20 protein-coding genes, 1 other RNA gene and 1 pseudogene are annotated in these 18,666 nt (G+C 56.9%); 16 read left to right on the top strand and 6 right to left on the bottom strand.

The features are described from left to right. Positions 1-8: 8 nt before the first annotated feature. From SPH27_RS09775 to SPH27_RS09760, 4 genes are all read left to right on the top strand, one after another. On the top strand, positions 9-389 hold the full coding sequence (locus SPH27_RS09775; RefSeq protein ID WP_064673450.1) for a helix-hairpin-helix domain-containing protein: 381 nt from the start codon (positions 9-11) through the stop codon (positions 387-389). A gap of 99 nt (positions 390-488) precedes the next feature. Further along, positions 489-887 (top strand): YbgC/FadM family acyl-CoA thioesterase, encoded by a 399-nt coding sequence (locus SPH27_RS09770; RefSeq protein ID WP_023310574.1) that lies wholly within the window; start codon positions 489-491, stop codon positions 885-887. A 48-nt stretch (positions 888-935) separates the two neighbouring features. After that, complete coding sequence (locus SPH27_RS09765; RefSeq protein WP_047061239.1) at positions 936-1,289, top strand: type II toxin-antitoxin system RelE/ParE family toxin; 354 nt, start codon at positions 936-938, stop codon at positions 1,287-1,289. Continuing rightward, a complete protein-coding gene (locus SPH27_RS09760) occupies positions 1,276-1,605 on the top strand; it encodes an addiction module antidote protein (protein ID WP_048978937.1) in 330 nt (109 codons plus the stop codon). Before SPH27_RS09765 ends, SPH27_RS09760 begins: the two co-directional genes overlap by 14 nt. A gap of 2 nt (positions 1,606-1,607) precedes the next feature. Here the strand turns inward: SPH27_RS09760 and queC are convergent, their stop codons facing one another. Continuing rightward, positions 1,608-2,303 (bottom strand): 7-cyano-7-deazaguanine synthase QueC, encoded by a 696-nt coding sequence (gene queC / locus SPH27_RS09755; RefSeq protein WP_045143097.1) that lies wholly within the window; start codon positions 2,301-2,303, stop codon positions 1,608-1,610. Between the two features lie 66 nt (positions 2,304-2,369). Next, positions 2,370-4,070, bottom strand: coding sequence for an SgrR family transcriptional regulator (locus SPH27_RS09750; RefSeq protein ID WP_182071808.1), 1,701 nt, complete (start codon positions 4,068-4,070; stop codon positions 2,370-2,372). A gap of 101 nt (positions 4,071-4,171) precedes the next feature. Between SPH27_RS09750 and cof the strand changes: the two genes are divergently transcribed. Continuing rightward, positions 4,172-4,990 (top strand): HMP-PP phosphatase, encoded by an 819-nt coding sequence (gene cof / locus SPH27_RS09745; protein WP_047061242.1) that lies wholly within the window; start codon positions 4,172-4,174, stop codon positions 4,988-4,990. 40 nt (positions 4,991-5,030) lie between these two features. Here the strand turns inward: cof and SPH27_RS09740 are convergent, their stop codons facing one another. Continuing rightward, positions 5,031-6,080 (bottom strand): PLP-dependent cysteine synthase family protein, encoded by a 1,050-nt coding sequence (locus SPH27_RS09740; protein ID WP_219773467.1) that lies wholly within the window; start codon positions 6,078-6,080, stop codon positions 5,031-5,033. A 112-nt stretch (positions 6,081-6,192) separates the two neighbouring features. Between SPH27_RS09740 and SPH27_RS09735 the strand changes: the two genes are divergently transcribed. The 5 genes from SPH27_RS09735 to amtB all read left to right on the top strand — a co-directional run bounded on the left by SPH27_RS09735 (position 6,193) and on the right by amtB (position 12,112). After that, entirely contained in the window at positions 6,193-6,651 is a 459-nt protein-coding gene (locus SPH27_RS09735) for an Lrp/AsnC family transcriptional regulator (protein ID WP_023310581.1), read from the top strand. Positions 6,652-6,681: 30 nt separating this feature from the next. Next, positions 6,682-8,454, top strand: coding sequence for a SmdA family multidrug ABC transporter permease/ATP-binding protein (locus SPH27_RS09730; RefSeq protein ID WP_047173816.1), 1,773 nt, complete (start codon positions 6,682-6,684; stop codon positions 8,452-8,454). Then, complete coding sequence (locus tag SPH27_RS09725; RefSeq protein WP_182071806.1) at positions 8,447-10,228, top strand: SmdB family multidrug efflux ABC transporter permease/ATP-binding protein; 1,782 nt, start codon at positions 8,447-8,449, stop codon at positions 10,226-10,228. The genes SPH27_RS09730 and SPH27_RS09725 overlap by 8 nt, the downstream gene beginning before the upstream one ends. 220 nt (positions 10,229-10,448) lie before the next feature. After that, the gene (gene glnK, locus SPH27_RS09720; protein ID WP_008503304.1) at positions 10,449-10,787 is read left to right on the top strand and encodes a P-II family nitrogen regulator; all 339 of its coding nucleotides are present in this window, start codon (positions 10,449-10,451) and stop codon (positions 10,785-10,787) included. Between the two features lie 35 nt (positions 10,788-10,822). Next, a complete protein-coding gene (amtB, locus tag SPH27_RS09715; protein WP_094934752.1) occupies positions 10,823-12,112 on the top strand; it encodes an ammonium transporter AmtB in 1,290 nt (429 codons plus the stop codon). Between the two features lie 192 nt (positions 12,113-12,304). On the opposite strand, the gene tesB is transcribed toward amtB, so the two are convergent. After that, on the bottom strand, positions 12,305-13,165 hold the full coding sequence (gene tesB, locus SPH27_RS09710) for an acyl-CoA thioesterase II (protein ID WP_182071804.1): 861 nt from the start codon (positions 13,163-13,165) through the stop codon (positions 12,305-12,307). Between the two features lie 200 nt (positions 13,166-13,365). Here tesB and SPH27_RS09705 point away from each other — a divergent pair, with 200 nt between their 5' ends. Then, complete coding sequence (locus SPH27_RS09705; protein ID WP_008503301.1) at positions 13,366-13,893, top strand: YbaY family lipoprotein; 528 nt, start codon at positions 13,366-13,368, stop codon at positions 13,891-13,893. 33 nt (positions 13,894-13,926) lie between these two features. Here the strand turns inward: SPH27_RS09705 and SPH27_RS09700 are convergent. Beyond that, positions 13,927-14,324, bottom strand: a pseudogene (locus SPH27_RS09700) (MGMT family protein). An 84-nt stretch (positions 14,325-14,408) separates the two neighbouring features. On the opposite strand from SPH27_RS09700, the gene ffs reads away from it, so the two are divergent. The 3 genes from ffs to SPH27_RS09685 all read left to right on the top strand — a co-directional run bounded on the left by ffs (position 14,409) and on the right by SPH27_RS09685 (position 15,229). After that, an RNA gene (ffs, locus tag SPH27_RS09695) (signal recognition particle sRNA small type) lies at positions 14,409-14,505 on the top strand. Between the two features lie 260 nt (positions 14,506-14,765). Continuing rightward, positions 14,766-15,017: a hypothetical protein gene (locus tag SPH27_RS09690; protein WP_023310587.1), complete on the top strand. Its 252-nt coding sequence runs from the start codon at positions 14,766-14,768 to the stop codon at positions 15,015-15,017. Then, a complete protein-coding gene (locus tag SPH27_RS09685) occupies positions 15,014-15,229 on the top strand; it encodes a hypothetical protein (protein WP_023310588.1) in 216 nt (71 codons plus the stop codon). Before SPH27_RS09690 ends, SPH27_RS09685 begins: the two co-directional genes overlap by 4 nt. Before the next feature lie 81 nt (positions 15,230-15,310). On the opposite strand, the gene SPH27_RS09680 is transcribed toward SPH27_RS09685, so the two are convergent. After that, a complete protein-coding gene (locus SPH27_RS09680) occupies positions 15,311-16,732 on the bottom strand; it encodes a PLP-dependent aminotransferase family protein (protein ID WP_182071802.1) in 1,422 nt (473 codons plus the stop codon). An 86-nt stretch (positions 16,733-16,818) separates the two neighbouring features. Here SPH27_RS09680 and SPH27_RS09675 point away from each other — a divergent pair, with 86 nt between their 5' ends. Then, positions 16,819-17,430, top strand: coding sequence for a YczE/YyaS/YitT family protein (locus tag SPH27_RS09675; protein ID WP_069303744.1), 612 nt, complete (start codon positions 16,819-16,821; stop codon positions 17,428-17,430). Between the two features lie 77 nt (positions 17,431-17,507). Beyond that, entirely contained in the window at positions 17,508-18,578 is a 1,071-nt protein-coding gene (locus SPH27_RS09670) for a LacI family DNA-binding transcriptional regulator (RefSeq protein WP_182071800.1), read from the top strand. Positions 18,579-18,666: the final 88 nt, after the last annotated feature.

Genomic DNA, 18,666 nt, shown 5'->3' with positions numbered 1-18,666 from the left:
ATAACAGCATGAAATGTGGAATCAAAGCACTGTTAATTACGCTGGCTATTGCCACCACCGGGATGAGCGCGGGCGCGCTGGCGGCGACGCCTGCTGCCAAAGCACAGGCTACGCAGAGCAAGGCCGATGCGGCAGCGCCGGTGCAAGGGCAAACCAAAGCGACAGATGCCGGTAAAAATGCGGATGATGACGGTACGCGGGTCAGTATCAATTCGGCCTCAGCGGAAGATCTCGCCCGTGCGTTGAACGGCGTGGGCCTGAAAAAAGCGCAGGCCATCGTCAGCTACCGCGAAGAGTATGGTCCTTTCAAAACGGTCGACGATCTCAAGCAGGTGCCGGGCATGGGCAGCGCGCTGGTTGAGCGCAACCTCTCACACCTGACGCTGTAATTACGCAATTTCTTGCACTGCGGCAAAATTTTGCCAGGATAAAGAGGTCATACCAGTTATGACCTCTCTTCCTACAATAACAGTAAAGGCTATTGCGCTATGCAGACAAAAATCAAAGTACGCGGTTTTCATCTCGACGTTTATCAGCATGTGAACAATGCTCGCTATCTTGAGTTTCTTGAAGAAGCGCGCTGGGACGGGCTGGAAAACAGCGAAAGCTTTCAGTGGCTGACCGCGCACAACATCGCGTTTGTGGTTGTCAATATCAACATCAACTACCGCCGTCCAGCCGTGCTGGGTGATGTGCTCACGGTCACCAGCCAGGTGCAACAGATCAATGGCAAAAGCGGGGTCTTAAGCCAGGTGGTGACGCTCGATCCAGAAGGGCAGATGGTCGCAGATGCGTTGATCACGTTTGTCTGTATCGATCTGAAAACGCAGAAAGCGCTGCCGCTGGAAGGGGAATTGCGGGAAAAGCTGGAGTTGATGATCGCTTAGAAAGGTTGTCTTTTATAAAAGACAAAAGGATTTTTCAGGGATAGAATAATGGACAGGGACTATGTCGTTGAACGCTACCGGACCCGTGACGGGAAAGTACCGTTTGAGGAGTGGGTAGCCAGAATGAATCGAAGGGATCCGGATATGGTTTTCCGGATCCTTATGCGGATTAACCGCGCGATAAAACGTAATTTTGGCGATTACAGGTATCTCAGGGAAGGTGTTTGGGAGATGCGAGTCGACAGTGGCCCCGGCTACAGAATCTATTTTTCAGTAGAGAATCGGCAGGTTTTATTGTTACTGATCGGTGGTGACAAAAAGAGCCAAAAAGCGGATATCAAACTGGCAATAGATTACTGGAAAGATCATCAAACAAAAGGACATTCCTATGAGCGCCACTGAACGAAAATATTCGAGCTCCGTTAGCCACCATGATGCTGTTGTGAAAATGCTGCGAGAGAATCCTTCCTACGCTCAGCGTTATCTGCAAACAGCCCTGGAAGAGATCTATGAAGAGCAGGGAATCCCTGCCTATCTCATTGCACTCCGTCAGGTCATTGAAGCGCGAGGCGGTATTGGAGAAATTTCTGCCAAAGCAGGTCTGTCCCGTCAGCAGCTATACCGAACCTTATCAGACAACGGCAACCCAACGCTGACAACGCTGATGAAAGTCACCCGTGCTGCCGGTGTGAAATTATTCGACAGCACGGTCAAGTAGCCCTATTTAAGACCGGTCTTTTTCTGCATCGCGGCCATCACGCCGGATTTATCGGCAAGATAGTGGTTCAGCCCGTTAGCGCGCAGATTACAGGCCGCACACTGGCCGCAACCGTCGCCTTTGATGCCGTTATAGCAGGTGAGCGTTTCGTTGCGAACAAGGTCCAGCTTGCCCCAGTAGTCCGCCAGCGCCCAGGTTTCGGCTTTATCCAGCCACATGAGCGGAGTTTCAAAGCGCGTCTCTTTCGCCATCCCCAGATTGACGGCGTGGTTTAATGCTTTTACGAACTCATCACGACAGTCCGGGTAGCCGGAGAAGTCGGTCTCGCACACGCCCGTGATCACCGCTTCGGCTTTTACCTGGTAGGCGTAGATCGCCGTCAGAGTCAGGAACAGGATATTACGGCCCGGCACGAAGGTATTTGGAATGCCGCTGGCATCGGGTTCATAGTCTGGCACAGGAATACTGTCGCGGGTGAGGCTGCTCACGGCCAGTTCATTTAACAGCGTAACGTCCAGCACCTTGTGCGCGCGTGCGCCCAGTTTCAGGGCTAGTTCACGGGCAACGTCGATTTCAGCGCGATGACGCTGACCATAATCGAAAGTGACACAGTGAACTTCATCGTACTGATGAAGGGCCTGGACCAGGCAGGTAGTAGAGTCTTGTCCTCCGCTGAACACGACGACGGCACGTTTCATAAATCATCTCGACTGTTACGGTAAAAACGTTATGTTACCGTCTGACCACGACGGCGACCAGCTTCTTCACGATTTGGGCGCGGGCAGCCAGGCTTCGGTAAAGTCAAACCAGCCGCGGGTGTTGAGGCGTATACCATTCACGCCTGGCGGAGCACTGATTTGGTATTGATAATTAAAGAGTGGCGTCAGCACCGCACTCTCCATTAGCCGGTTAAAGATGGCTTGCAGTCCCGCGTGTCTATCCCGAGCCTCGGCCTGAGTCTGTACCGCATCCAGCGTGGCTTGCAGATGGGCGTAAGCCGGTGCGCTAAGAACGTGCGGCCAGAGGGCATCGCAGCGCAGCCACTGTTCAAGCGTATATTCCGGCGCTTCGCCAATCAGCCTGTCCCCCATCATGATGTCTGCATCGGCAAGCTCCAGGCATCCGTCCCACGTCTTGGCGTCGTGAAAGATGACGGTCAGTTCACACCCCTGTAGCGCCAGGTATGCCTTCAACTGGCTGGCCATGGTGTGAAGCTCAACAGGGAGATGGTAAATCAGCGTCAACGCTTCAGGGAGGGTGACGTCCGATAAATCAGGCCATTCGGGGATTGTCCAGTCGGGAAGCAGATCCTGAGTGGGCGTGATGAGCCCTTCGTTTAGCGGAAGTGTGTGAAGAAGCCTTGAGAGATGAATGATATTGATAAGCCGCTTTGCCTGAATCTCACTCAGGCGCGCGCTCTGTTTTAGCGTGAGGTAACAGAACCCCAGGCTGGTGCTGCTGCTTACCAGCCGCAGACTTTCCAGCTCGTCAGCCTCGCCAATTGCGATTTGCACCGGGTGACGACAGCTGGTGCCCAGGCTGTAATCAAAAAGCTGGGGAGTGATCCAGTATTCGATGGCTTTGAGCAGCGGATGGCTCAGGTGATACTGCTCATGGCTTTCCAGACGAACCAGGTCGGGCTCAAAGGCGGCCAGCCGAAACGGGCCACTGCCAACCACAGGATGGTCGGGATGCGCCAGACGGCTACAGTAGGTTGCCAGCCTGTGCGGCAGCCAGTAGTCCGGTTGATGCAGCGTAAACGTCAGACACTGTGGATGCGTTGTTTCAATACATAAGACGCTCTGAAACAGAGTGCGCAGGGCGGGAAGCGTCAACAGCGCTGTCAGACTTCGCTGGAGTTGCGCCGTTTCTATTTTATCGCCGTTATGCCAGTGCAGGGTGGAGCGAATGTAGAAATGCCAGCGCAGGCCGTCAGCAGAGACATCCCAGTGATGCGCCAGATCGCCCGTAGGTTCACTGCTGTTACCGTTAAAACGCGTCAGGCCTGAGAACACCTCTCCCGCCAGATGCTGCTCTGCCCGGCCCGGTAAAAAACCCGGCTGAAGCGGCTCCAGCGAGCGATAGTAGGGGATGCGCAGCGTCGGCGTGTCGTTTTGCCACTGCCCGCCCAAAAAAGGGTGCAGCAATGACCGCAACGCTTCAGGGGCAAGCTGCGCCAGTTCCAGCGCGTTATGCTGCTGCCCGCTTTTCAGCGCTTCTTCCATCATCGCATTGCGCAGTGACTCCGGGGCGACATGGAACGTGAGCTCACCGCGCTTACCGCGGCCAGACTGCGCTCGCCAGCTGAGCCAGCCCGCCTCCTGGGCCTGGCGCAGCAGGGTTCGGACATGCCGCTCGCTACAAAAACAGCGGGCGGCCAGCTCGCTGATGGTGACCTGTTGCGTTGCACCCTGCGAAGGCTGCCAGAGGCGGTGATACTGGTTGAGTCGATTGAGCTGGCGCATAAGAAACCCGGAACAATAATTTTCATCTATTCACTATTACTTCCGTATATCTCACACGATACTGTTGCACAAGTTAACCGCATCACATTTCGGGAGTAATCATGGCTCGGCTCGCTGCATTTGATATGGACGGTACGCTGTTAATGCCGGATCACCGTTTAGGGGAAAAAACCCTGAACACGCTGAAGCGCCTGCGCGAGCGTGATGTCACCCTGACGTTTGCCACTGGCCGCCATGTGCTGGAGATGCGCCATTTGCTGGGCGCGTTTTCCCTCGACGCCTTTCTAATCACCGGCAACGGGACGCGAATTCACTCCGTAGAAGGCGATGTGCTGCACCGGCAGGATCTCAACCCGGAAGTGGCGGACATCGTGCTGCACAGCACCTGGGACACGCAGGCCAGTATCCACGTCTTTAACGATCGGGGCTGGTTTACCGGACGTGAAATTCCTGAACTGCTGCACGCGCATGTATACAGCGGTTTCAAATATCAGCTTATCGATCTGCGTCGGATCCCCGCTCATGCGGTAACCAAGATCTGCTTCTGCGGCGATCATGACGATCTGTGTCGCTTACGGATTCAGCTGAATGAGGCGCTGGGTGACCGGGCGCACCTTACTTTCTCGGCGGTGGATTGTCTGGAAGTGCTGCCGGTGGGTTGTAACAAAGGCTCCGCTCTGGCGGTGCTGAGCGACCACCTGGGCTTAACGCTGAAGGAGTGTATGGCGTTTGGTGACGCCATGAACGACCGCGAAATGCTGGGTAGCGTAGGTCGCGGTCTGATCATGGGGAATGCGATGGCGCAGCTGAAAGCAGAACTTCCCCATCTGCCGGTTATTGGCCACTGCCGCAATGAAGCAGTGTCCCATTTTTTGACGCATTGGCTGGACAACAACAATCTCCCGTATTCCCCCGAATAGTGAGACCCTTCCAGCAAGCCAGACTTCGGTCTGGCTTTTTTTATTTCACCAGTTCTGCAATCTGCGCTTTCCACGGAGCGATATCGCCGATGTTGGCCTGCACCCACTCCGCGTTGTAGTAAGTTTCAAGGTAGCGTTCGCCGCTGTCGCACAGCAGCGTGACGATGGAACCGGTACGGCCCTCTTCGCGCATACGGGCGGCAAGCTGCAGTGCGCCCCACATATTTGTGCCCGTCGATGCGCCCACTTTGCGGCCCAGCTGCGTTTCCAGCCAGTGCGCCGTTGCCACGCTTGCGGCATCCGGCACGCGCATCATCTCATCCACGACGTCGGGGATGAAAGAGGGCTCCACGCGCGGGCGGCCAATCCCTTCAATTTTACTGCCCACCGGGCTGCGCAGCTCCGCATTGCGGTTTTGCCAGTAGTCGAGGAACACGGAGTTCTGCGGGTCAACCACCATCAGTTGGGTATCGTATCCCTGACAGCGGATGTAGCGTCCAATCGTGGCTGACGTGCCGCCGGTACCGGCGCTCATGACGATACAGGACGGAACCGGATGCGGTTCGTGGGTCATCTGGCGGAAAATACTGTCGGCAATGTTGTTATTGCCGCGCCAGTCGGTCGCGCGCTCGGCGAAGGTGAACTGGTCCATATAGTGACCGTTCAGCTCACGGGCCAGCATTTCGGAGGCGGCGTAGATTTCGCAGGCGCTTTCCACAAAGTGGCAGCGTCCGCCGTAAAATTCGATCTGTTCGATTTTGCGTTTTGCGGTGCAGGACGGCATTACCGCGATAAACGGCAGGCCCAGCAGGCGGGCGAAATAGGCTTCGGACACCGCCGTTGAACCGGACGAAGATTCAATAATAGTGGTGCCTTCTTTAATCCAGCCGTTACATAAACCGTATAAAAACAGCGAGCGCGCCAGGCGATGCTTCAGGCTACCGGTGGGATGGGTGCTTTCATCTTTCAGATAGAGCTGAATGCCGTCAAATCCCGGCAGGGAAAGGCGAATCAGGTGCGTATCCGCCGAGCGCTGATAGTCGGCATTGATTTCGCTGATCGCATGTTTAACCCAGGTGCTATTCATCATCGTTATCCGTTTGTCATTTTGTGCCTAGGATAGCGAAAAGCACAGAAAAAATTGTTGCTATCTGGCCTTTAAAATAGAATGAAGAGAGAAAAATTTTCTCTGTGAGGTGGGTATGCTAGATAAAATTGACCGCAAGCTCCTTTCATTGCTGCAAAATGACTGTACCCTCTCTTTGCAGGCGCTGGCAGATGCCGTTAATCTGACCACCACCCCGTGCTGGAAGCGGCTTAAGAAGCTGGAAGATGACGGTATTCTTCTGGGGCGCGTCGCGTTGTTAGATCCCGAAAAACTGGGGCTTGGGCTGACGGCATTTGTGCTGATAAAAACCCAGCATCACAGCAGCGAGTGGTATTGCCGCTTCGTCACTCAGGTGTCTGAGATGCCCGAGGTGCTCGGTTTCTGGCGTATGGCCGGAGAGTATGATTACCTGATGCGCGTCCAGGTGGCCGACATGAAGCGCTATGATGATTTCTACAAGCGGCTGGTGAACAGCGTCCCGGGTTTGTCGGACGTCACCTCTAGCTTCGCCATGGAACAGATTAAATACACCACAGCATTACCCATTGAATAACTTCGTAAAATACCTTCAGGAACAAACCGCGTGCGATTATTTGCCCAACTAAGCTGGTACTTTCGTCGGGAGTGGCAACGCTACCTCGGTGCAGTCGCCCTGCTTATTATTATTGCCATCCTGCAGTTGATCCCGCCGAAAGTGGTGGGGTACGTCGTGGATGGCGTCACCGAACAGCATTACACCACCGCACGGGTGTTGATGTGGGTCGGCACGCTGGTGCTGACGGCGGTCATTGTTTATCTGCTGCGCTACGTCTGGCGCGTGCTGCTGTTTGGTGCGTCCTATCAGCTGGCCGTTGAGCTGCGTGAAGATTTTTACCGCCAGCTGAGCCGACAGCATCCCGAATTTTATCTTCGTCATCGCACCGGGGATCTCATCGCCCGCGCGACGAACGACGTCGATCGCGTGGTCTTTGCCGCCGGGGAAGGAGTGCTGACGCTGGTGGACTCGCTGGTGATGGGCTGTGCGGTGCTGATCGTGATGTCCACGCAGATCAGCTGGCAGCTGACCCTGCTCGCCCTGCTGCCGATGCCGATCATGGCGCTGGCGATCAATCGCTATGGCGAACAGCTGCACGAGCGCTTCAAGCTGGCGCAGGCGGCGTTTTCGTCTCTGAACGATCGCACCCAGGAGAGCATGACCAGCATCCGCATGATCAAAGCGTTTGGCCTGGAAGACCGTCAGTCTGCGCTGTTTGCCGCCGATGCGGCAGACACAGGGGCGAAAAACATGCGCGTCGCGCGTATCGACGCCCGTTTTGACCCGACGATTTATATCGCAATCGGCATGGCAAATATGCTGGCGATTGGCGGCGGAAGCTGGATGGTGGTGCAGGGCACGCTTACCCTGGGGCAATTGACCAGCTTTGCGATGTATCTGGGGCTCATGATCTGGCCGATGCTGGCGCTGGCCTGGATGTTTAACATCGTGGAGCGCGGCAGCGCCGCCTACAGCCGCATTCGCGCCATGCTGGCCGAAGCGCCGGTGGTCATCGACGGTAGCGAAGCCGTACCGGAAGGGCGCGGCGTCATGACCGTCGACGTCCGCAAGTTTGTCTATCCGCATACGGAGCATCCGGTGCTGGAGAACGTTAGCTTTACGCTTCAGCCGGGCCAGATGCTGGGCATCTGCGGCCCGACGGGATCCGGCAAAAGTACCGTGCTCTCTCTGCTTCAGCGCCACTTTGACGTCACCGAGGGCGATATCCGCTTCCACGATATTCCCCTGACCAGACTGCTGCTGGACGAGTGGCGCGGTCGCCTGGCGGTCGTCAGCCAGACGCCGTTCTTATTTTCGGACACCGTGGCCAACAACATTGCCCTTGGGCGCCCCGGGGCGACGCAGGACGAGATTGAACATGTGGCGCGTCTGGCCAGCGTTCATGATGATATTTTGCGTCTGCCGCAGGGGTACGAAACGGAAGTCGGGGAACGCGGCGTCATGCTGTCCGGCGGGCAAAAGCAGCGTATCTCGATTGCCCGCGCGCTGCTGCTGAATGCTGAAATTCTGATCCTGGATGATGCGCTTTCCGCCGTGGACGGCCGTACCGAGCATCAAATTCTGCATAACCTGCGCCAGTGGGGCGACGGACGCACGGTGATTATCAGCGCCCACCGCTTGTCGGCGCTCACCGAAGCCAGCGAAATTGTGGTCTTACAGCACGGGCACATTGCCCAGCGCGGGCAGCATGAAACGCTTGCCGAGCAGCCGGGCTGGTATCGCGATATGTACCGCTATCAACAGCTTGAGGCGGCGCTGGACGATGCGCCGGAGCAGGATGAGGAGGCCGCCAATGCGTAAGATCGGAACGATGTGGCCGACGCTCAAACGTCTGCTGGCCTACGGCTCGCCGTGGCGTAAACCGCTCTCCGTGGCCGTGCTTCTACTCTGGATTGCGGCGATTGCTGAAGTGAGCGGTCCGCTGCTCATCAGCTATTTTATCGACAACATGGTCGCCAAAAGCTACCTTCCGCTGGGGCTAGTGGCGGGTTTAGGCGTGGCCTACGTTGGCCTGCAGCTGGCGGCGGCAGGGCTGCACTATGCGCAGTCGCTGCTGTTTAACCGCGCAGCCGTGGGCGTCGTTCAGCAGCTGCGTACGGATGTGATGGACGCGGCGCTTCGCCAGCCGCTCAGCGAGTTTGATATCCAGCCGGTCGGGCAGGTGATTTCGCGCGTGACCAACGATACCGAGGTGATCCGCGATCTGTACGTTACCGTGGTCGCGACGGTGTTACGCAGCGCGGCGCTGATTGGCGCGATGCTGGTGGCGATGTTCAGCCTCGACTGGCGCATGGCGCTGGTGGCGATCACCATCTTCCCGGCGGTGCTGATTGTCATGGTCATTTACCAGCGCTACAGCACGCCGATCGTGCGTCGGGTGCGCGCGTATCTGGCCGACATTAACGATGGCTTCAACGAAGTGATCAACGGCATGAGCGTCATCCAGCAGTTCCGCCAGCAGGCGCGCTTTGGCGAACGCATGGGGGAAGCCAGCCGTTCGCACTACATGGCGCGTATGCAGACGCTGCGGCTTGATGGTTTCCTGCTGCGTCCGCTGCTGAGCCTTTTCTCGGCGCTGGTGCTTTGCGGGCTGCTGATGCTCTTCGGGCTGAGCTCAAACGGTACGATTGAAGTGGGCGTGCTGTATGCCTTTATCAGCTATCTCGGGCGTCTTAACGAGCCGTTGATCGAGCTTACCACCCAGCAATCGATGCTGCAGCAGGCGGTGGTCGCCGGTGAGCGCGTGTTTGAGCTGATGGACAGGCCGCGCCAGGCCTACGGCAATGACGAGCGACCTCTGCAAAGCGGGACTATCGCCTTTGATAACGTCTCGTTTGCCTATCGCGAAGACCGGCTGGTGCTGCAGGACATCACGCTTGACGTTCCGTCGCGCGGTTTCGTGGCGCTGGTAGGGCATACCGGCAGCGGTAAGAGCACGCTTGCCAGCCTGTTGATGGGCTATTACCCGGTCACGCACGGCGAAATCCGCCTCGATGGGCGCCCGCTCGCGTCTCTCAGCCACACCGTGTTGCGTAAAGGCGTCGCGATGGTGCAGCAGGATCCGGTCGTACTGGCCGATACCTTCTACGCCAACGTGACCCTGGGGCGAGACTACTCTCAGGAGCAGGTCTGGGACGTGCTGGAAAAAGTGCAGCTGGCAGAGCTGGCGCGCGGGTTTAGCGATGGGATCAATACCAAACTGGGCGAGCAGGGGAACAATCTCTCCGTCGGGCAAAAGCAGCTCCTGGCGCTGGCGCGGGTGCTGATTGAAACGCCGCAGATACTGATTCTGGATGAAGCCACGGCCAGTATTGACTCCGGCACCGAACAGGCCATTCAGCAGGCGCTGGCCGCCGTACGCGACCATACGACGCTGGTGGTGATTGCCCACCGTCTTTCCACCATCGTCGATGCCGATACCATTCTGGTGTTACATCGCGGACAGGCCGTTGAACGCGGTACGCACCGTGAACTGCTGGAAGCCAAAGGGCGCTACTGGCAGATGTACCAGCTGCAGCTGGCGGGCGAAGAGCTGGCGGCCAGCGTGCGTGATGAAGAGTCGCTTAGCGCCTGATGCACCAAAATGAGGCGACGCGCTAACAGTCATTCCTGTTGGTGCAAAACTGAAACGCACCCTGCACCGGCATGGTGCGTTTTTTTTCACCTGTTTGTTTATTACGGCCGCGTAATGCTCTGTGCGCCGCCGTTCCCCCTCGTTTTCATTTCTGGCACACCCCTTGCAATACCTTCTGCGTAAGCTGCGGCCATTACCGAATTCTGACTGGAGGGGATCTATGAAGCTGGTTACGGTTGTAATCAAACCATTCAAACTCGAAGACGTGCGTGAAGCGTTGTCTTCAATGGGTATTCAGGGACTGACTGTCACCGAAGTGAAAGGCTTTGGTCGTCAGAAGGGTCATGCCGAGCTTTATCGCGGGGCGGAATACAGCGTTAACTTTCTGCCAAAAGTAAAAATTGATGTCGCGATTGCTGACGATCAGCTTGATGAAGTTATTGATGTCATTAGCAAAGCGGCCTATACCGGCAAAATTGGCGACGGCAAAATTTTCGTTGCCGAACTGCAGCGCGTCATTCGCATCCGTACCGGCGAATCTGACGAAGCGGCATTGTAAATAACGCCTGGCACACAGTGATAGGGATCGAGAAAATGAAGATAGCAACACTTAAAACGGGTCTGGGTTCGCTGGCGCTGCTGCCGGGCCTGGCGCTGGCTGCTACCCCTGCGGTGGTCGACAAAGCCGATAACGCCTTTATGATGATCAGCACCGCGCTGGTGCTGTTCATGTCAATTCCGGGCATTGCGCTGTTCTACGGCGGCCTGATCCGTGGCAAAAACGTTCTCTCCATGCTGACGCAGGTTGCCGTGACGTTCGCACTGGTCTGCGTCCTGTGGGTGGTTTACGGTTACTCGCTGGCGTTCGGTACGGGCAACGCGTTCTTTGGTAACTTCGACTGGGTGATGCTGAAAAATATTGAGCTGACCGCGCTGATGGGCAGTTTCTATCAGTACATCCACGTTGCGTTCCAGGGCTCCTTCGCCTGTATTACCGTCGGGCTGATTGTGGGCGCGCTCGCCGAGCGTATTCGTTTCTCTGCCGTGCTGATCTTCGTGGTGGTCTGGATGACGCTCTCCTATGTGCCGATTGCGCACATGGTCTGGGGTGGCGGTCTGCTGGCAACGCACGGCGCGCTGGACTTCGCGGGCGGTACCGTTGTACACATCAACGCCGCGGTAGCGGGTCTGGTGGGTGCCTACCTGATTGGTAAACGCGTGGGCTTCGGTAAAGAAGCGTTCAAACCGCACAACCTGCCGATGGTGTTTACCGGTACGGCTATCCTCTACTTTGGCTGGTTTGGCTTCAACGCCGGCTCGGCAAGTGCTGCAAACGAAATCGCCGCGCTGGCCTTCGTGAACACCGTTGTGGCGACGGCGGGTGCAATCCTCTCCTGGGTGTTTGGCGAGTGGGCGGTACGCGGCAAACCTTCTCTGCTGGGTGCCTGTTCGGGTGCCATTGCCGGTCTGGTTGGCATTACGCCAGCGTGTGGTTATGTCGGCGTGGGTGGCGCGCTGCTGGTCGGCCTGGTGTCCGGTCTGGCGGGTCTGTGGGGCGTGACCGCACTGAAACGTGTGCTGCGCGTTGACGACCCATGCGATGTGTTTGGTGTTCACGGCGTGTGCGGCATCGTAGGTTGTATCATGACCGGTATCTTCGCCGCGAAATCGCTCGGTGGCGTGGGCTACGCAGAAGGCGTGACCATGGTTCATCAGGTGCTGGTGCAGCTGGAAAGTATTGCAATCACCGTTGTCTGGTCTGCCGTTGTGGCCTTCATTGGCTATAAGCTGGCGGATATAACGGTGGGTCTGCGCGTACCGGAAGAGCAGGAGCGCGAAGGTCTGGACGTCAACAGCCACGGCGAGAATGCGTATAACGCCTGATAAACAGCAAAACGGCAACCTTTGGTTGCCGTTTTTAATGTGTATCCCCTCTCCCCTTGGGAAAGAGGGTCAGGGTGAGGGCATCAGGCCGCACAAGGCAAAAGCAAAACGGCAACTTCGGTTGCCGTTTTTAATGTGTATTCCCTCTCCCCGTGGGAGAGGGTCAGGGTGAGGGCATCAGGCCGCACACAATCACCCGCGATTACGCATCACCCCTTCCTGCACAGTCGACGCGACCAGCACGCCATCCTGAGTATAAAACTCCCCGCGCACAAACCCTCGCGCGCTCGACGCTGAGGTACTCTCCACGCTGTAAAGCAGCCACTCATTCATGTTGAACGGACGGTGGAACCACATGGAGTGATCGATCGTCGCGACCTGCATCCCTTTTTCCAGGAAACCAACCCCGTGCGGCTGCAGCGCCACCGGCAGGAAGTTGAAATCGGACGCATAGCCCAGCAGATACTGATGCACGCGGAAATCTTCCGGCACGGTCCCGTTGGCACGGATCCAGACCTGGCGCTTCGGTTCGGCGGTATGGCCTTTCATCGGGTTGTGGAACTCAACCGGGCGGATCTCCAGAGGCTTATCGCAGAGAAATTTCTCTTTGACCTGCGGCGGAAGCAGATGCGTCAGCGCGCGGGCGATATCCGTCTCTGATTTTAAAGAGTCGGGCGACGGAGCCGGGGGCATCACTTTTTGATGCTCGTAGCCGGGTTCCGGCGCCTGGAAAGAGGCGGTCATGTAAAAGATCGGCTTGCCGTTCTGAATAGCTGCTACGCGGCGCGCGCTGAAGCTGTTGCCGTCTCGCAGGACTTCAACGTCATACACAATCGGTTTTGCGCTATCGCCAGGGCGTAAGAAGTAGCTGTGGAACGAATGCACCAGACGGTCTGCCGGGACAGTCTCCTTTGCTGCGTACAGAGCTTGTCCAACGACTTGCCCCCCGAAGACCTGGCGTAAGCCGAGATCTTCGCTCTGTCCGCGAAAGAGTCCTTCCTCAATTTTTTCCAGATTCAGTAATGTCAGCAGATTGTTCAGTGCCTGACTCATAGTTGTCCTCAATAAACGCCGTAGCGAAAGATAGGCAGAGTATAACGCAGAAATGAAAGTGGTCCGATGGGTAGAATAATCTGAATATCGGCACGTTTTCAGGCATAAATCGGTGATCTGTGCCACACTTGAATACGTTATGTGATTGAAACGACATCGGATGGGATCGATCCCGCTGGTGCATTGATAAGGAGACTTCAATGAAACTCGTGCCCATGCTAAGTGGTGTAGCTATTGCGGTGGCGTTGTCCGCCTGTGCCGGTAAAAGTGCCCAAGTGCCAGTACCAGCAGCCGACCCGAACGGGATTAATACCCTTTCACAGCAATCCATTCAGCAGCCTAATGTTTCCGGTACCATCTGGATTAAACAGAAAGTGGCGTTGCCGCCGGATGCGGTATTAACCGTAACGCTGTCTGATGCTTCTCTGGCCGACGCGCCGTCGAAAGTCGTTGCCCAGCGTGCCGTTCGTACTGAAGGCAAGCAGGCGCCGTTTAGCTTCGTATTGCCGTATAACCCGTCGGACGTGCAGCCTAACGCCCGTATCCTGCTGAGCGCAGCGGTAACCATCAACGGCAAGCTGGTCTTTATCACCGATACGGTCCAGGAAGCGATCAACAACGGTGGGACAAAAATCGATCTGAACCTGGTGCCGGTGCAGCAGACCGAAGTGCCGGTCGCACCGCAGACCAATCAGCCGTCTCTGCCAACTCCACCGACTCAGATGTAATTTCTGCATTTCCCCTCTCCTCCGGGAGAGGGGTCAATATACCCAGCGAAACTTCTGCAAATCGATCTGACCCGACCCTGACACCTGCACACCCTCTGAAAGTAACGCCTGACGCTGACGCTGAAGATCCGGCCCGGTGAGTGAAATGGCGCCATGACGGTTCACCACCCGATGCCAGGGCAGCGTACTGCCTTCCGGCAGCCGTTTCAGGACGCCTCCAACCTGTCGCGCCGCGCGCGGGGAACCGGCCAGACGCGCGACATCACCATAGGTGGTGACGTAGCCTTCCGGGATTGAGGCCACGATTTGCCATACGCGCTGTGGAAAGGAGTCGTGTTCGTCCATACCTTTACCTGTGGGGAGTTTCTGGAAAGCTATGGTAAACGAAGATCTTCATGATTGCTGCGCCTGTTTGCGCAAGAAACCAGCATCCGGTTGCTGGTCGCTTGCAATTGGGCTTTAGCACAGGGATAATGCGCCAGCGCGTTGGTTATCAACGCTCTCAATGGGGGCTCTGTTGGTTCTCCCGCAACGCTACTCTGTTCACCAGGTCAGGTCCGGAAGGAAGCAGCCAGGGCAGACGACGTGTGTGCCGGGATGTAGCTGGCAGGGCCCCCACCCATTTGTAGCCTCATAAGATTCTTCAGCTTCACCTCTCCCTCAAAGCATTACTCCACAATAAAACTACGCCTGTATCGTGTAATATATATTTCATTGCACTGAAATATTATTGTCATAAACCTGTAATAATAGACTGTCATTTTATAATCGGACGGTTATTTTGTTCCATAACTCAAAAAAATATATATCTGGATAACATTGTTAAGTTCGTGTATTAAATAAAGTACTTATTCCGAAGGGAAGTGACAAACATGGCTACAGCGGTATTAAACGTTAAGATTGATGACGCGCTAAAAGAAAGGCTTCGCCACTATGCGGAAGTCAATAACGAGAATTTAAGCGTGACGACAGAGAAACTGCTGCTGCTGGCGTTCGAAGCAGTAGAAGAGGCGGGAGTATCGGAAGAGGATATTGATAATCAGCATACGGAAGAAGAGAGTGTTTCTCCTTTTACTCCTAAAGAAATCAAGGCTCTACGTAAACTTCTGAAGAAGAGAAAATGAAACAACAACTGTCAACCGCCAGTGACTACAACGAGGCCTGCGATTTGTTGCGTTCAGGCTACGTGAAGCATGTACGTCTTGGCTGGAATGTTGGAAGCGATGAGTTCTTTCGTATTGCGTCTGACTGGTGTGATACCGGTGCAAAAATAAAGAAAGACGGTGATAACTTCGTTATTTCACTAAAAGGCTTTCCTATTCCTCCTCAGCATTAAATCCTGACCAGTGAAAACTGCTGACTGCATATATTACAGTCAGCAGTTTTTATTTTATGATCTGCTTCAAATATTTTAATATTAGATCACGCTGCGTTTTAACGATGGCACGTTTTTATTCAGAGCGAGCCATAACGGTTTGATCCTCAGCAACGCCTGCTCAAGCTCTGTCGATTCGAGCGAGAAGGGCATCCGTAAATAGCGGTCAAACGCCCCCGATAAACCAAACCGCGTCCCGGTTCCCAGGTTAATCCCGATTATTTCTGCCCGTGCGGCAAGCTGTGTCGCCAGCATGCCCGGGAGCTCTATCCAGTAAGAGAGCCCGCCTTCCGCCTCGTGGAATTTCCACTCAGGGAAATGTTCGCGCAGCAGGTCACCACATCGATCGCGCCGTTCCGCCAGCATCTTCCGGCGTGCGGGCAGAAACGTCTCGCTGTTGTTAATGAGCCACTGCATTGCCAGCTGTTCGAGCAGCGGCGAGCCTAAATCCAGGGTATCCCGCGTCTGGGCAAGGGTGGCGATGATGCGCGATGAGGCACGGATCCAGCCGAGACGCAGCCCGCCCCAGAAGCTTTTTCCGGCAGAGCCTAAGGTGATGACGGTGGCCTGCGGGTTAAAGGCGGCCAGCGGTGGCGGGGGAGGCGCATCAAACCAGAGATCCACCATCGTTTCATCCACCACCAGCGCCGTGCGGGTTTGGGCTGCAATATCCGTGATGGCCTGACGGGTGGGGATATCCATACAGCGCCCGGTCGGATTATGAAAATCTGGCATCAGGTAGGCCAGGCGCGGCGCCGTCTGGGCAAGCGTTGCGGCAAAGCCATCCGTATCCCAGCCGGTTTCCGGCAGCGACACCCCGACTGGCCGACACTGCGCCCCCTGAATGGCGGCAATCGCCAGCGGATAGGTGGGATGATCGACCACGACGCGGTCCCCCGGCCCGGTCATCATCCGCAGTATCAGCGCAAAGCCGCTGACGGCGCCATTAACCACCATCACTTCGTCTGCGCGGGTGGGAAGGCCCCGCGCGGTATAGCGCGCAGCGATGGCCTCCCGCAGCGTCGGTAGCCCCAGCTGATCGTAGCCCGTCAGCGAGAGATGCGGGGTAATGGCCGTGAGCGCATGGGCATAAGCCTGATGGATCTCCGGCCCGGCATTCAGGGCGGCAGTGGAGAGATCCAGTGCGGCGCTCGCCGCGGAAAGGGTGGGAACGGCGCGCGTGTCAGGGAGAATGACCCGTGACCCGCTGCCGTGGCGGCTTTCAAGGTACCCCTCTTCACGCAGGTGGGCGAGCGCGCTGCTGATGGTGGTTCGGCTCACGTCCAGCGCCGTGGCCAGCTCACGCTCGCCCGGCAGCCGCGTATTCAGTGCCAGACGCCCATCAAGAATTAACAAACGCAGCGCGTCGGCCAGCTGTCGCCAGAGCGGGGTGCGGGATGAGGCTTGCTGCCAGTGGCCTAAAAGGCGTACCAGAGACTGGCTTCCGAAGCGACGTGATGACATATGCAGTCCACTATTTGAAAACTGGACATTAATCATAGTGCCATTTTAGGTCAGGATGAAAGCCTGGTTCACTGGAGAAGATAAAAATGGTACGTCGTCTGCTACAACTCTATGTCGGTTTAGGACTGTATGGCCTTTCCACCGCGATGTTTATTCGTTCCGATTTGGGGGTCGATCCCTGGGATGTTTTTCACCTCGGGGTGGGGATGCAGCTGGGGATGACTATCGGGACGGTGATCATTGTGACCGGCGCGGCGGTGCTGCTGCTGTGGATCCCGCTGCGCCAGATGCCGGGCCTTGGCACGATCAGCAACGTGATTTGTATCGGCCTGGCGGCGGACGCCAGCATGGCGCTTATCCCGGAGCTGGATTCGTTACCCGTTCGAATTGCTTTCCTGGTGTCGGGCATCGTGATGAACGCGATTGCGACCAGCATGTACATCGGGGCCGGTTTCGGGCCAGGCCCGCGCGACGGCCTGATGACCGGCATTCACGCCCGGCTGGGGTGGTCCATTCGCAGCGTGCGTACCTCAATTGAGGTGTCCGTTCTGCTGATTGGGTGCGTGCTTGGCGGCACGTTTGGGGTGGGAACCGTACTGTATGCACTGACCATTGGCCCGCTTATCCAGCTCTGCCTGCCCTGGTTCCGCCAGAAGCCGCGCATTGCGGAAATAGTCCAGCCGGAGCGGGTTGTTTAATTTTGCGAAGCGCTCACATGTTTTAACGGCGTCGCTGTGCCAGAATAGACGCTTCGAAAATCGCGATGCCAGAAAGCATGAAAGCAATCACTCTCTATGATGTCGCCCTCCTTGCGGGGGTTTCTTATCAGACCGTTTCCCGCGTCATTAACGACGCGGAACATGTGTCTGCCCGCACGCGAGAAAAGGTGCAGCAGGCGATGGTGGAGCTGCACTACGTTCCTAACCTTCGGGCGCAGCAGCTGGCGGGGAAACGCACCCGTACGCTGGGCCTCATCACCACCGACCTGGCCCTGCACGCGCCTTCGCAAATTGTGTCGGCAGTCAAATCGCGTGCGGCGGAACAGGGGGCGAGCGTCCTTATCTCCATGGTGGAGCAACCCCAGCAGTGTCAGGCCGCGCTTCAGGCGCTGCTGGCACAGCGGGTGGACGCGCTGCTGGTGAATGTGCCGCTTGACGATCCGCACGCCGAAGAGCTCGGGGCGCTGGCGTCGCCCGTCCCGGTGCTGTTCCTCGATGTGGCGCCCTCAGCGCGGGTAAACAGCCTCGTGTTTAACGCGGAGCAGGGGGCGCGTCTGGGCGTTGAGCATCTGCTTTCTCTGGGGCATCAGCGCATTGCCCTGCTGAGCGGGCCGGAAAGCTCGGTCTCTGCGCGGGCGCGCCTGGCGGGCTGGAAAGCGACGCTGGCGCTGGCGGGTCTTAACGCGACGGCTGTGGCCTACGGTGACTGGAGCGCGGCCAGCGGTTATGAGAAGGGACACGTGCTGCTGTCGGGTGCGGCATTACCGGACGCGATTCTGGTGGCGAACGATCAGATGGCGCTCGGGGTGATGCGCGCCTGCGCGGAAAAAGGGATCGCGATCCCTGGCCAGCTTTCGGTGGTTGGGTTTGACGATACCGCTGACAGCGCCTGGTTTTCCCCGCCGCTGACAACCATTCGTCAGGCGTTTCGCGAGGCGGGCGAACGCAGCGTGGAGTGGCTGCTGGCACCTTCCGGGGGCGAAGCGTGCCGGCAGGTTCAGCTGCCGGTGACGCTGGTTACCCGTCATTCCAGCGCGCGCCGCAATCCGAAGCAGGCCGAACGCGAGGATCTGGCGCAGCAGCTCAGAAGCCTGGCACTCCTTGCCGAGCAGATTGCCCGCAAATAAAACTTTGTGATCGGACTCGCTACCCCGCGATTGAACGCTTTACCGTTGTCGGGTGCCAGGGCATGTTAACCAAAATTGTGAGCGCTTC

The sequence above is a fragment of the Enterobacter sp. A103 genome (assembly GCF_034427535.1).
GTDB classification, from domain to species: domain Bacteria; phylum Pseudomonadota; class Gammaproteobacteria; order Enterobacterales; family Enterobacteriaceae; genus Enterobacter; species Enterobacter asburiae_B.
This window is presented reverse-complemented; position numbering and strand designations above follow the sequence as displayed.